Source organism: Paenibacillus sp. FW507-14B1B (assembly GCF_058781425.1).
In genome coordinates this window covers 15,716-29,986 of record NZ_JBYSWS010000009.1, presented here as the reverse complement: position 1 = coordinate 29,986, position 14,271 = coordinate 15,716, and the positions used below count along the sequence as shown (strand labels likewise).

The window sequence follows — 14,271 nt, the reverse complement described above, 5'->3', positions numbered from 1 at the left end:
GTGTACGAAAAACACCGCCCATAAGGATCGGGCGAAGAGCGGAGGAAGCTTTATGAGTGCAGCCATTACGGTTGTTGGCCTCGGTTCGGGCAACCCGGACAGGCTAACATTAGGCATTATGAAAACACTACAGGGTGCTGCCAAGGTATACGTACGCACCTTGTCTCATCCCGTGATAACGGCACTGGAAGAGCTCGGTGTCGTTATGGAATCGTTTGATCATGTATATGAGAGTCATGACACGTTTCCTGAGGTATATAATTTTATTGCTTCCGCATTAATCGAGGCAGCAAAGTCCGAAGATAGCAGTAGTGAGATTGTCTACGCCGTTCCAGGTCACCCTATGGTGGCAGAGGCGACCGTAAAGCTGCTCCGGGAGCGATGCCCGGAGCAGCACATAACGCTGACTGTACTCGGAGGAGAAAGCTTCCTTGACGAAGCCTTCGTCCGCCTCGGATTTGATCCGATTGAAGGCTTTCAGCTGCTGGATGCCGCCGAGCTTCGAAGCAGTCTTATCCAGCCGCAGCTTCATACGCTCATCGGTCAGGTTTATGACATGTTCACTGCATCAGAAGTTAAGCTTGCACTGATGGAGATCTATCCGGATGAATATGAGGTGATTGTCGGACATGCACTCGGCGTAGAAGGCGAAGAGTCTATTGTCCGTGTACCGCTTTTTGAACTGGACCGAATTGAAGGTTATGGCAACCTATCACTGGTTTATGTACCCCGTAGCGATGATGACGGGCTGCGTCAACGGACCTTTGCCCGCCTTCATGAAATCGTTGGTATTCTTAGAAGTCCAGAAGGATGCCCTTGGGATCGGGAGCAGACCCATGAATCCATTCGTAAAAATTTGATTGAGGAAACATACGAAGTTTTGGAGACGATTGATGAGGATGATCCGGAGCATATGCAGGAGGAGCTTGGTGATCTGCTGCTTCAAATCTTGCTTCATTCTCAGATGGAAGAAGAACTTGGTACGTTTACGGTCTATGATGTCATTCAGGGCCTGAATGATAAGTTGATATTCCGCCATCCACACGTCTTCGGTGAGAACTCTGCGAAGAATGCAGAGGATGCTTTACAGAACTGGGAGCAGATGAAAGCAGAAGAGAAGCGGCGGAAGGGACTTGATCCGGAGAAATCATCTGCACTCGATGGCATTCCCCGTGATCTACCCGCCCTGATGAAGGCTTATAAGCTGCAGAAAAAAGCATCCAAGGTCGGTTTCGACTGGGATGATATTAACGGTGTGTTCCAGAAGATTGAAGAAGAACTCGCTGAGCTGCGCGAAGCAGTAGCTGAGGGGCAATCTCCGGAAGATCAGGCACTTGAACTCGGGGATTTACTATTTGCCGTAAGTAATGTAGCCCGATTCATAAAGGCCGATCCGGAGGAAGCATTGACGAGAACGAACCGGAAGTTTGTCTCGAGATTCCGGTATATCGAGGAGCAGCTGGAAGCACAGGGCAAGTCAGTGCAGGACAGTTCCCTGCAAGAGATGGAATCTCTGTGGCAGTCCGCTAAGCGGATTATGTCATCTAATGGTGACGGCACACCGTGAAAAAAGACGGTTTTTCGCGCAAAAAATAAAAAAATAGGGTAATGCGGCAGGAATTGAGCAAACGGTCCAGAATAACCAAGTAAGGTATTTGTGGCTTATATGGCTGATTTACTACCTGCAGTACCGCAATCTTTTACTTTTCTGATAATTGGGAGGATTTAAAATTATGAACAAAACAGACTTGATCAACAACATTTCCAGCAAAAGCGGATTGACTAAAAAAGACGTAGAAAACGTTTTGAACGGTTTTCTTGGTGAAATTACAGATGCCCTTGCTAGCGGCGACAAAGTACAATTGATTGGCTTCGGTACATTTGAAACTCGTAAACGCGCTGGTCGTACAGGCCGTAACCCACAAACAGGTAACACAATCGAAATTCCTGAGTCTAATGTTCCTGCATTTAAGGCAGGTAACAAACTTAAAGAAGCTGTAAAGTAATGCGTGTCGATAAATTCCTTAAAGTATCGAGGTTAATCAAGCGGCGTACCGTAGCGAAAGATGTATCAGACCAAGGACGAGTGCTGATCAACGGCCGTGAGGCTAAACCGAGCGGCAACGTTAAGGTAGGCGATGAGATTACGGTCCAGTTTGGCCAAAAGCTGGTCACTGTCCGTGTCGAGCGTCTTGCTGAGACCACCCGTAAAGATGAGGCTACTAGCCTTTACACCTTGGTTAAGGAAGAACCGATCGTCAAAGATAACGGATTGGACTGGTAAGAGCAGTCTATCCAGGAGCACCCTCTCACATTTGTGAGAGGGTGTTTTTTTGTATGACGGTTACAGTTCTAAAGACAGGCTCTACCCCATAAGCTAATTCTAAAAGGAGGGGTACATGCCATGATCGACCAAGGGAAAGGCAAACATCATGACCTTAGGATGCAGAATCGCAAACAGCTCGACATCAGCGGCGTCCAAAATGTGGAGAGCTTTGATAGTGAAGAATTTCTACTGCAGACTGAACTCGGGCATCTGACCATCCGGGGCCAGAATTTACATATCAAAAATTTGAGTCTGGAAGAGGGGCTTCTGTCCATTGAAGGATTAGTGCACTCCCTCATCTACTTAAATCCCGGATCCCAGGCTAAAAATAAGAGCCTCCTCGGCAAGTTGTTTAAATGAACCCGCAAATCCAATGGATCACGCTGCTCTGGATGTTATTCTCCGGGGCGGCTATGGGACTGGCCTATGACAGCTACCGGGTGCTGGCAGGTCAGCTTCGCTTTCCTAGATGGTCGCAGCATGCGCTGGATATGGCGTACTGGATCGCAGCGGCTTTATTTGTATTCCGAATGCTATATGTGACAAACTATGGCCAACTGCGCTTTTACGTTTTTTTAGGACTCTTTCTAGGGGTTTGGATCTATTTTTTATTATGGAGTGTTATAACTAAGCGTTTTGTGGTAATGTTAATTCAGGCGGCAAAACGCTTGCTGTCGGTTGTAATGACGATGTTTCGCGTATTGGTCTGGAATCCGATCAGGGGTATCCTGAACCTATTGAAAGGGCTGATTAAGCTTCTCTGGAGATTGGTCATGTTCCTTTTACGTGTGGTACTGCGATGCTTGTTGCCTTTTTGGAGTCTTCTGAAATGGATGCTGAGGCCGATCACATCGCGTGTAAAGATGCCTGTTTGGGTCAAGGATGTGGCGGACAAGGTTATAAAGGCGTGGAAACGCTGGTTTTAGGAGGAATGAGTCATGGGAAGATTTGCTGAACAAACGAAGCAGGCTCCCCAAAAGACAACAAAGAACAAAGGCGCACTTCGGCGCAGAAGAATGTATATGGCCGTCATGGCGCTATTTGTGATCTGGGCAGGCTCAACGCTTTGGTCTCAAAATGTTCACATCCAAGACCGGAGTGAGATACTGGCACAAAAACGCCTTGAACAGCAAGCTGTGCAAGATTCATGGAACAAGTTGAATCTTGAAGTTGAGCGACTGCAAGATCCCGAATATATCGGGCAAATTGCAAGAAAGAAATTCGGACTTTACCCACCGAGTGAGGTTCCAATTATTCAACCACAGAATCAGGATGAATAATACTGGTAAAGCCATGACATACGTCTGTTGACCTCTTTTAGGTCATTGGGTATAATCAAATCACCGCAGTGAGATTCAAGAAATCGGACTGTATATTTTTAAGGGAGGATCATTTTATTCTATGGCAATTGAAGTGGGCACCAAGTTAGAAGGCAAGGTGACAGGCATAACGCATTTTGGAGCATTTGTGGATCTGTCAGGAGGTGTCACGGGTCTCGTTCACATCTCAGAGATCGCCGACAACTACGTTAAGGATGTCAACGATCACTTGAAGATCAACGATGTCGTTACCGTGAAGGTGATTAATGTCGACAAAGACGGCAAGATCGGTCTTTCGATCAAGCAGGCTGTTGACAAACCAGCTTCCGAAAGTCGTCCACCACGCGCACCAAGACCGGAGCGTAGCGGCGGCGGAGGCGGCGGAGGAGAACGATTCGGCGGTGGCGGTGGAGGATATAACCGTGAACGCGGCGGACGTCCATTTAAGCCTGCGGCCAACAAGCCTTCATTTGAGGATAAAATGTCACGTTTCCTGAAAGATAGTGAAGAACGTATTTCTTCACTTAAGAAGAATACAGAGGGCAAACGCGGTGGACGCGGAGCCAAACGGGTGTAATTCGATAAAATATAAATTTACCGCAGAGGGAAATAACCTTCTGCGGTTTTTTTGTCGCGTGATGCAAGGGTACGACACGTTCCTACGTGATTTACGTGTCAAAAACGTGAAATCCAAAAATGAAGGTGCCCCAATTCGGGAAACAGTGTACCCAAAATTTAGTCAATTGAATCACCCAAATGGTAAATGCATCAAGGGATTAGCCTGCCTTCTACGAGTTTTCGCGGAGGCAGGCTTTTTTGTCGGAAATTTCTTTGGAGCTTGTCCGGTGTTCTGACAAACTTTCTCGGTACGTCGGTTTTATAATGAGACCAAACAAATTCGTGAAAGAATGGGGTGCCAGGGTGATGGAAAAAAGAAACGTGGTAATGTTTCCGGGGGCAGATACGGCAAAAGGAGGAGCGGGAGTCTTTCGTGCCCGCTTAGCAGAACGTATTGGGCAATTGTCCTTCTTGCAGCGACCCCTTGAGCTACTGGCCGCTAAGAAGTGGATGATACTGCTGACCTTTATGGGTTTTCTGTTAGGAAGAGCGATGATTCTGGACGAGTTATCTCCGTTTGCAGCAGCTTATTTTGCGGTCATCGCATTTATGCGTAGAGATTACTTACTTCCAGTAGGGATCGCAGTTATTGCAGGAAGTATTTTTGCATCAAGTTCATCTGCATTGATGATCCCAGCGGAGCTTATCCTCTTCTACTTCATGCTTCGAGGGATGGAGTCTTATGAACGAGCAGAGTTGTCATATGCACCAATGATGGTGTTTGTGTCTACCTTCGTTGTAAACTTGTTCGCGCTGCTGATCGGTCCTTCCATGACCTGGTACGATGTGATGATGATGTCACTCGATGCAGTGCTCGGGTTCGTGCTGACGCTAGTGTTTATTCAGGCCATTCCGGTGTTTACACTACGCAAAAAAAATTATGTGCTCAAGAACGAGGAAATCCTATGCCTTATCATACTACTGGCCTCTGTTATGACAGGTGCTGTGGGCTGGGTCATTCAAGGAATGTCCGTGGAGCATGTGTTGTCACGCTACTTAATTCTATTGTTCGCTTTGGTTGGTGGAGCTCCTCTCGGTGCTTCGGTAGGTGTGGTTACTGGCCTCATATTAAGCTTAGCTGATATTTCAGCATTTGCTCAGATGAGTCTCCTTGCTTTTGCGGGTATGCTCGCTGGCATGCTCCGTGAAGGCAAGAAGGGAGGTGTTTCTCTAGGCATGCTGCTAGGGGCCACCATACTGTCAATTTATTTCAATAAACCTAGTGAGGTTATGCTCTCAACTTGGGAAACGTGCATTGCGATCGGACTGTTTCTGATTACACCTAAAAGTGTAACAAGGGCGATTGGCAAGTATGTACCTGGAACGCAGGACCATACGAAGTCTCAACATGAGTATGCGAAGCGGGTTAGGGACTTGACGGCCGATCGAGTGACCCAATTTTCTCAAGTATTTCGGCAGCTCTCTCAGAGCTTTGGACAGACGACAGGGACGATGCAGCCACCAGGTAGGCAGACGGAGGAAATGAATCATTTTATGGATGCGGTTGCAGAAGGGGCCTGCTCCTCTTGCTTTAAGCGAAATCACTGCTGGGATGCTAAGTTTTATCAGACGTATAAATATATGACCGATATGATGACCACGATTGAAGAGAATCCAGGTGTCGAGACAAAGGATCTTCCACCGTCTTGGGATAAGATATGTGGGAAGAAGGAAGAAGTGCTCGGTGTGCTAAAACAGCAATATCACTTGTACCAACATGATATGCAGTGGAAACGTCAAATATTCGATAGTCGTCATCTTGTTGCAGAACAATTATCCGGCGTATCGCAGGTTATGGAGGACCTTGCACGAGAGATCAAACGAGAAAGTCAGACGATGCATATCCAAGAGGAGCAGATAAGGGAGGCATTACAGCATTTAGGTCTATCCATTCAAGGCATAGATATTATTAGTCTGGATTCCGGCCATGTGGAAATTGAGATTATCCACGCTTACACAAGGGGGTATGATGAGTGCCGAAAGATCATTGCTCCGCTTCTATCAGATATTATCGGGGAACATATCGCTGTTGTAGAAGAGACGATGACTCATCCCCGGGATGGGCTGGCTACTGTTCGATTCGGTTCGGCGAAGACGTTTGAGATCACGACAGGTGTGGCCGCCGCAGCCAAAGGAGGAGATTTGTTATCAGGGGACAGCTTTAGTACCGTTGAACTTGGAAATGGAACCTTCGCGGTGGCATTAAGCGATGGAATGGGTAATGGAGAAAGGGCGAGGATGGAGAGTAGCTCAGCACTTAATATTTTGGAACAGCTATTGCAGTCAGGTATGGATGAGAAGCTTGCGATTAAATCAGTAAATTCGATTCTCATGCTTCGATCACCTGATGAGATTTATGCAACCGTTGATATGGCATTGATTGATCAATACTCTGCCCAGACTATTTTTATGAAAATTGGATCAACACCGAGCTTTATAAAAAGGGGGAATGAAGTCATCCCGGTCACGGCTAGCAATCTGCCAATAGGTATTATCCAGGATATTGAGGTAGATCTAGTATCCGTGCAACTTCAGGCAGGGGATGTGCTCATTATGATGACAGACGGGATTTATGATGCACCAGGATACGCAGTGAACAAAGAACTTTGGATGAAACGAATAATTCAGGAGGTAGACAGTTCAGATCCACAGGAAATTGCAGATTGCTTATTAGAAAAGGTTATTCGATATCAGCAGAATCAGATTCATGATGATATGACCGTCGTGGTAGGTCGTGTAGATCATTTTCATCCCGAGTGGGCGAATGTTCATGTGCCGGGATTTGCGCGAATGGAGCGTCCTCGTACTGTAAGTTGAATAAACGAATTACCCGGGAAATGCCTGCCTATTCTTTTAACTATCGTTTGAACTCTATAAAAACTGGGAATGATAGAGAGAACGATAGTTTAATGAAGTGACGGGGAGGATGCAAATATGAAACAGATTTTGCTCATCACGGATGGTTGTTCAAATGTAGGGCCTAGTCCGATTATGGCAGCAGCACATGCGCTACAAGAGGGAATTACAGTCAATGTTGTGGGTGTACTTGATTATGGAACAATAGGTGAGCTTGGTGCTTTTGAAATTCAAGAGATCGCCAAAGCTGGCGGTGGGATTCACCGTATTGTGGGCACGCCTATGCTCGCTAGAACGATGCAGATGATGACTCGTAAAACAGTTGTTCAAACTATACAGCAAGCGGTTAATAAAGAGATACAGCAAATACTAGGGGGAGGAGCAATTGAAGACCTTCCGCCTGAGAAACGATCACAGGTGGTTGAAGTGGTAGATGAACTTGCGGAGACTTCACCTTTGCAAGTAGCGCTATTAATTGATGCTAGTGCTAGTATGAAGCCTAAGCTTGGGGCGGTAGAGGAAGCAATTCGGGACCTGATGCTCAGTTTGAAAGCTCGATCGGGGTCTAGTAGGATTTCGGTATTTCATTTTCCTGGACGCGGGATTGGAGAAGATATCGTAAAGGATGTTGATTGGACTTCAGATCTGGATGGGGTGAGATCCTTATTTCAAAAGCTTCAGATGAAGGGCGCAACACCGACAGGACCAGCCTTACTTAAGGTGATTGATTATTATCGTTATGGTACACTAGATGGTAATCAATCATGGCTGGGTGATTCCGGCCAAGAGGAAGGGATGCTCGGTGACTACGTTGTCTAATTCCGGTTATCCGCCTGGAACCGTTATTACAGGGAAATGGCGGAAGAGTCGATACATCGTACAGCGGATGTTAGGCAAGGGGGCTAACGGCAGAGTCTATCTGGTACAACGGCCTGGACGTACGGAGCGTTATGCTTTAAAGATGGGATATGATACCCTTGATCTTCAATCGGAGATCAATGTATTAAACACGCTCAAAGAGCAGATGTCAGTTCCATACTTGGTAGAAGCTGATGACCATCAGGACAGCGCTGGGGAAGTTCCCTTCTATGTCATGAGATATGTTGAAGGAAGTCAGCTTCAGCGTTTCATTCGTTCACGGGGAAGAGAGTGGCTCGGTCTTGTGGGGCTTAAACTGCTCGAGCGACTCTCGGTGCTGCACCATTCTGGTTATATTTTTGGTGATCTAAAGCCTGAGAATGTAATCGTATCAACTTATGGGCAAGTGGAATTGATCGATTATGGCGGAGTTAGTGCTGTCGGCCGAAGTGTGAAGCAATTTACTGAGTGGTATGATCGTGGGTATTGGAATGCCGGGAGCCGGACCGGTGACGAAGGTTATGATCTGTTCTCGTTTGCCGTGATGTGTATTCAGCTATTGGATGAAGAGGCGCTTAAGACGGCCGCATCACAATTACCACAGGTCCGTCATGTCTCGGATCTTCAGGATGCACTACGAAAGAGCTCGCAGCTTAGGCCATATGCCGGCTGGTTGAGTAAAGCCCTTGCTGGCGAATTCGCAGATTCACGGGAAGCGGTGAACTATTGGAGAAGTCGTGTATATTCCCCATCCCGTTGGGACGGTGGGAACACGAAGACACCGCGGTGGCTTAGAAATTCTTTTGTTATGTCGCTTATTATTCTAGGTTGTGCGATATACTTATTGCTCCGTACATAATTCGTCATGCCGAATATTGCATATTATGGCCTGTTTATCGACAGAAAAAGGGGACATCAAAATTGGAACAGGATTGTTTGAGATCAATCGTTGAACGTGTTGAGGATGTGGCGCGCGAGAAGCAGCTATGGACTGCCCGTGATGTCATTATTGTTGCTGTCTCCGGAGGCCCGGATTCTGTAGCTTTATTACACGTTCTACATGAGATTTCAACTCGGAGTACACCTCTCAAACTGATATGTGCACATGTACATCATGGGTTTCGTCAGGAGTCCGACGATGAAGCTGTCATGGTTCAAAACCTAGGCGAAAGTTTAGGAATACCAGTAGAGACAGCTTATATCGATGTGCCTGCGTATATGGAGCAGAGTGGGAAAGGTGTGCAAGAGGCTGCTCGGGATAAAAGATATGAATTTCTCTTTGAGGTTGCTGAGAAGTATAGTGCAAGGTCCATTGCACTGGCTCACCATGCGGATGATCAAGCAGAAACGGTACTGATGCGATTATTGCGTGGAACGGGGCCATCTGGCCTTGCTGGTATGAAAATAAAAAGAGTTCAAAAAAATGTGGAACTGATCCGTCCGTTTCTTCGTATTAACAAGACGGACTTGATTGAGTTATGCGATCAACGCGGTTATTCCTATGCAGTGGATCATAGCAACTTGACGACAAAATATCGCCGTAATGCTGTTCGCTTAGAGGTACTTCCGTTTCTCGAACAGTATAATGGACAGATTTCATCTTCACTCAACCAGCTTGCAGAAGTTACGGGTGAGGAAGATGACTTCATGGAGCTCACTGCCGAGAATGCTTACCGCTCCCTTGTACGGGAGATCGATGGAAGGCTCGCATTCGACGCGCCTTCCTTTTTGGGCTTACATGTCGCTTTACAACGGCGTTTGATTAAACTAATATTAAATTATCTGTCGGCAGACCAGGAAAATACCGATTTCGTTAAGATCGAAACGGTCCGCCAAGGGGTTATACAGGAACGCCGAACCAATTGGCGTCTGGATTTAGGAGGCGGTTTGACCTGCATCCGTGAATACGGAGAGGTGAGTTTTTATCCTAAGCCGCTTGCAGGACAGGGGAACTACATATATCAATTGAATTCCCCCGATGGGCGGAATCTGGTTCTGCCGGAAATCGGAAAGATTTTAAAGCTTGTGCGTATGAATGGAGAGGAAATGAGGGATAGCATAAAGATGTCTTCTGGCGAGGCGTCATTTGATGCAGATCAACTTGTCTTCCCGTTAACCATACGTAGCAGGCGGCCCGGAGACAAGATAAAGATCATGGGATTAAACGGCAGCAAAAAGGTAAAAGATATTCTCATTGATGAGAAGATACCACCGTCTGTCCGTTCAGTTATCCCTATGGTTTGTGATGGTTCAGGTAGCATCGTGTGGATCCCGGGTGTAAGACGTTCTGTTCACGCCGCTGTTGGGCGGCATACAACATGTATTCTCCGCATGGAACTCGTGGATGCGGAGAAAGTGTAAAATCGGAATGGCCGTTTTTACACTTTCATAGTATAAACACGTAGGAGGTTCTCTCAGTTGCAAAATGACATTCAAGAAGTGCTTATCAGCGAAGAAGAAATACACGCTAAGGTTAAAGAATTAGGGGAAAAACTTAGCGCAGAATATGCGGGACGCGATCCTTTGGTGATTTGTGTTCTTAAAGGCGCGTTTATTTTCATGGCAGATCTGGTTAAGAACATTACGGTACCGATGGAATTAGATTTCATGGCAGTGTCGAGTTATGGTGCTTCAACAAAATCATCTGGTGTAGTAAAAATTATTAAAGATTTGGATGTATCTGTTGAAGGTAGAGACGTACTCATTGTTGAAGATATTATCGACAGTGGTCTGACACTAAGCTATTTAATCGAGCTGCTTGAGAATCGTAATGCCAAGTCGGTTGCTGTGGTGACTCTGTTTGATAAACCGGCACGCCGAACGGTAGATCTAGAGGCAGACTACACCGGGTTTGTTCTTCCCGATGAGTTTGTTGTAGGATATGGTCTCGATTATGCCGAGCATTACCGGAATCTCCCTTACATCGGGGTTTTGAAACCGGAGATTTACAGTAACTAATTGCCACGCTGGATCACAGATCACTGCTCTATCTTGTATATTTGAGATGGTTAGACAGGCTGTGGTAAAATATCTTATGTGTCTTTGAGAGGAGGTAGGGGATGAATCGGTTCATCCGGAATTCTGGTTTTTATTTGATTCTATTTTTAGTCGTGGTGGGCATCGTACAGTTCGTTACCAACGGCAACGAAGTAGCCGATACCCCTAGGTATGATCAGCTGCGGCAGGAAATTAAGGCCAACAACATTGAAGAAATAACGGCTCAATTTGACGGTTATGCATATCTTGTAACCGGTAAATATAAGAAAGTTGACGAAGATAAGTCAGCAAACTTCTCAACCTATATCCCAGCCACTGATGAAGCGATGAATGAACTTGTTCAAGCGAGCGAACAGAATAAGATTCAGTTCAACGTTAAGAAAATGGAAGGCCAGAGTATTTGGCTGACATTGTTATCATCTTTCATTCCGCTCGTAATCATGTTTGTTCTGTTCTTCTTCCTGTTTAACCAGGCTCAAGGCGGCGGCGGCAAAGTGATGAACTTTGGTAAGAGTAAAGCCCGTCTATATAATGAAGAGAAGAAGAAGATTACGTTCGAGGATGTTGCAGGAGCTGACGAGGAGAAGCAAGAGCTCGTTGAAGTTGTTGATTTCCTTAAAGATCCGCGTAAATTTAACACAGTAGGCGCTCGTATTCCTAAGGGTGTGCTTCTTGTGGGCCCTCCAGGTACAGGTAAAACCCTCCTAGCTCGTGCAGTTGCGGGTGAAGCAGGCGTGCCATTCTTCAGTATCTCCGGTTCTGACTTCGTTGAAATGTTCGTCGGTGTCGGTGCATCTCGTGTTCGTGACTTGTTCGAGAACGCGAAGAAGAATGCTCCATGTATTATCTTTATCGATGAGATTGATGCGGTTGGTCGTCAACGTGGTGCAGGACTTGGCGGCGGACATGACGAACGTGAGCAGACGCTTAACCAATTGCTCGTAGAAATGGACGGCTTTGGAGCTAACGAAGGTATCATCATCGTAGCTGCGACAAACCGCCCAGATATTCTTGACCCTGCCCTGCTTCGTCCAGGTCGTTTTGACCGTCAGATTACGGTTGACCGTCCGGATGTGAAGGGGCGTGAGGCAGTATTGAAAGTTCACGCACGTAACAAGCCGCTTACGAAAGACGTTAAGCTCGATATCGTGGCGAAACGGACGACCGGCTTTACCGGTGCTGATCTGGAGAACCTTCTAAACGAAGCGGCATTGCTTGCAGCACGTCGTAATCGTAAAGACATCTCCATGCGTGAGGTGGATGAAGCTATCGACCGCGTTATTGTTGGTACTGAGAAGCGCAGCCGCGTGATCAGTGATCGCGAGAAGCGTATCGTAGCTTATCACGAAGCAGGTCATACCATTGTTGGTTATTTCCTAGAGCATGCTGATATGGTTCATAAAGTAACGATCATTCCGCGTGGACGCGCTGGTGGATACGTAATTATGATGCCTAAAGAAGATCGTATGCTTGTAACGAAGCAAGAACTTCTCGACCGCGTTACCGGTTTGCTTGGTGGCCGTGTAGCGGAGGAACTGTTCATTGGTGAAATCGGAACCGGTGCTTACAGTGACTTCCAACAGGCGACAGGTATTATCCGCAGCATGATTGTGGAATACGGTATGAGTGAGAAACTCGGACCTATGCAGTTCGGTACATCACAAGGTCAAGTATTCTTGGGACGTGATATCGGACATGAGCAGAACTACAGTGATCAGATCGCTTATGAAATCGATCAGGAAATGCAACGCTTCATCAATGATTGTTATGAGAAGTGTAAGCAGGTGCTCACTGAGCACGCTAAGGAAGTTCACCTGATTGCAAATACACTCCTTGAGGAAGAGACACTGGAACTTGAGCAAATCAAGCAATTGATTGAGACAGGTGCTCTCAGTGACAAAGATTCAGGAGACGGCGGTCAAGGATCATCCGAGAATGGAGAGCCAATCATCGATAACATTGGTGACGTTCGTGTTCGGATCCAAGGCAAAGATGAGGCTGAACAGCCTAAATCAAGCGAAGATATCCCGAACAATCCATTAGACGGTAATGATTCAGAACGTAAAGGTCCGGACGACACTACACCTCCAGATGGATCGGACAACGGTAACAACAGATTGACATAATAAATGCGATAAAAACATCGCATTCCGAATAAAAACAAAGAACCGGAGAACGATCATTCGTTTTCCGGTTCTTTTTGTGCTTCTTATCACATTGACAGTCATTCGAACCTTGTGTACATTAGGTGATAAACGAAAGGTGCTTCCTTTCACAAAGGGGATACCAGCATCTTGAGTATGTTCAACAGCGGTCATGTAATGGGCCGCAATACATAAGGGGAGAGGGTCGCTCGTGGAAGCTTTGGCATTGGAGCGTAAAGCGGAACAAAACCGTGAACTGCGCGAACGCTTGATGCAGTTGAAGAAGGAACGTAATGCTATTATCTTGGCGCACTACTATCAAAGGGATGAAATTCAGGAAGTAGCTGATTTCCGGGGGGATTCGTTCTTGCTTGCCCAGAAGGCTGCTCAGACGGATGCTGATGTTATCGTATTTTGTGGTGTACACTTCATGGGGGAAAGTGCGAAAATTTTAGCCCCAAATAAGACGGTGATCATACCTGATGAACGCGCAGGATGCCCTATGGCAGATATGGTTAACGTGGATGGACTTCGTAAATTGAAAGCGCAGCACCCAAATGCTAAGGTGGTCACATATATTAACTCTTCAGCTGAGATCAAGGCAGAGACAGATATTTGCTGTACGTCTTCTAACGCAGTAAAGGTGATTCAATCTGTCGATTCTGATGAGATTATCTGGGTCCCAGATAAGAACCTCGGCCACTACGTTCAGCAGCATACGGACAAAAAGCTAATCATCTGGGAAGGTTATTGCAATACGCATGATATGCTGACCGTTAAGGATGTCGTTGAGATGAAAGCTAAATATCCGAATGCTGAATTTGTTGTTCATCCAGAATGTCGTCCAGAAGTCGTTGAAATGGGTGATTTTGTAGGTAGTACAACGGCTATTCTTGAATATTGCAGAGACTCCTCATGCAAGGAATTCATTGTTGGAACGGAAGATGGTACAGGATATCAGCTTCGTCTAGATAGTCCCGATAAATCGTTCCACTTTGCAACAAAGTTTCTTGTATGTCCGAATATGAAAGTAAATAATCTTAAGAAGCTGGTTAAATGTCTTGAGACAATGAAGCCTCAAATTTATGTACCGCCCGTTGTTGCGGAAAAAGCTAGAACCTCATTAGAGCGCATGTTACAAGTAAAGTAGCAT

The 14,271-nt window shown here is 46.2% G+C and carries 14 protein-coding genes; all 14 read left to right on the top strand.

The features are described 5' to 3' along the window. Positions 1–52: 52 nt before the first annotated feature. The 14 genes from yabN (at position 53) to nadA (ending at position 14,268) form a co-directional block, all read left to right on the top strand. Complete coding sequence (yabN, locus tag AC3WJJ_RS24870) at positions 53–1,567, top strand: bifunctional methyltransferase/pyrophosphohydrolase YabN (protein WP_492544741.1); 1,515 nt, start codon at positions 53–55, stop codon at positions 1,565–1,567. 166 nt (positions 1,568–1,733) lie between these two features. Then, positions 1,734–2,006: an HU family DNA-binding protein gene (locus AC3WJJ_RS24865; RefSeq protein WP_054956725.1), complete on the top strand. Its 273-nt coding sequence runs from the start codon at positions 1,734–1,736 to the stop codon at positions 2,004–2,006. Continuing rightward, the gene (locus AC3WJJ_RS24860) at positions 2,006–2,284 is read left to right on the top strand and encodes an RNA-binding S4 domain-containing protein (protein ID WP_422659022.1); all 279 of its coding nucleotides are present in this window, start codon (positions 2,006–2,008) and stop codon (positions 2,282–2,284) included. The genes AC3WJJ_RS24865 and AC3WJJ_RS24860 overlap by 1 nt, the downstream gene beginning before the upstream one ends. 120 nt (positions 2,285–2,404) lie before the next feature. Then, positions 2,405–2,686, top strand: coding sequence for a sporulation protein YabP (gene yabP, locus AC3WJJ_RS24855; protein ID WP_422659023.1), 282 nt, complete (start codon positions 2,405–2,407; stop codon positions 2,684–2,686). Beyond that, positions 2,683–3,252, top strand: a complete 570-nt coding sequence (gene yabQ / locus AC3WJJ_RS24850; RefSeq protein WP_492544738.1) for a spore cortex biosynthesis protein YabQ — start codon at positions 2,683–2,685, stop codon at positions 3,250–3,252. Before yabP ends, yabQ begins: the two co-directional genes overlap by 4 nt. Positions 3,253–3,264: 12 nt before the next feature. Beyond that, a complete protein-coding gene (locus tag AC3WJJ_RS24845; RefSeq protein ID WP_422659025.1) occupies positions 3,265–3,606 on the top strand; it encodes an FtsB family cell division protein in 342 nt (113 codons plus the stop codon). A gap of 121 nt (positions 3,607–3,727) precedes the next feature. Beyond that, on the top strand, positions 3,728–4,222 hold the full coding sequence (locus tag AC3WJJ_RS24840) for a S1 domain-containing RNA-binding protein (RefSeq protein WP_492544735.1): 495 nt from the start codon (positions 3,728–3,730) through the stop codon (positions 4,220–4,222). Between the two features lie 347 nt (positions 4,223–4,569). Further along, positions 4,570–7,080: a stage II sporulation protein E gene (gene spoIIE / locus AC3WJJ_RS24835; RefSeq protein ID WP_492544733.1), complete on the top strand. Its 2,511-nt coding sequence runs from the start codon at positions 4,570–4,572 to the stop codon at positions 7,078–7,080. 117 nt (positions 7,081–7,197) lie between these two features. Further along, positions 7,198–7,938, top strand: a complete 741-nt coding sequence (locus AC3WJJ_RS24830) for a vWA domain-containing protein (protein WP_492544731.1) — start codon at positions 7,198–7,200, stop codon at positions 7,936–7,938. Further along, positions 7,922–8,836: a serine/threonine protein kinase gene (locus tag AC3WJJ_RS24825; protein WP_492544729.1), complete on the top strand. Its 915-nt coding sequence runs from the start codon at positions 7,922–7,924 to the stop codon at positions 8,834–8,836. Before AC3WJJ_RS24830 ends, AC3WJJ_RS24825 begins: the two co-directional genes overlap by 17 nt. 62 nt (positions 8,837–8,898) lie before the next feature. Continuing rightward, positions 8,899–10,338: a tRNA lysidine(34) synthetase TilS gene (tilS, locus tag AC3WJJ_RS24820; protein ID WP_492544727.1), complete on the top strand. Its 1,440-nt coding sequence runs from the start codon at positions 8,899–8,901 to the stop codon at positions 10,336–10,338. A 57-nt stretch (positions 10,339–10,395) separates the two neighbouring features. Further along, entirely contained in the window at positions 10,396–10,935 is a 540-nt protein-coding gene (gene hpt / locus AC3WJJ_RS24815; RefSeq protein ID WP_492544725.1) for a hypoxanthine phosphoribosyltransferase, read from the top strand. A 101-nt stretch (positions 10,936–11,036) separates the two neighbouring features. Continuing rightward, the gene (gene ftsH / locus AC3WJJ_RS24810; RefSeq protein WP_492544723.1) at positions 11,037–13,100 is read left to right on the top strand and encodes an ATP-dependent zinc metalloprotease FtsH; all 2,064 of its coding nucleotides are present in this window, start codon (positions 11,037–11,039) and stop codon (positions 13,098–13,100) included. 229 nt (positions 13,101–13,329) lie between these two features. Continuing rightward, positions 13,330–14,268 carry a quinolinate synthase NadA gene (gene nadA / locus AC3WJJ_RS24805; RefSeq protein ID WP_422659033.1) on the top strand — a complete coding sequence of 313 codons (939 nt, stop codon included), beginning with the start codon at positions 13,330–13,332 and terminating at the stop codon, positions 14,266–14,268. Positions 14,269–14,271: the final 3 nt, after the last annotated feature.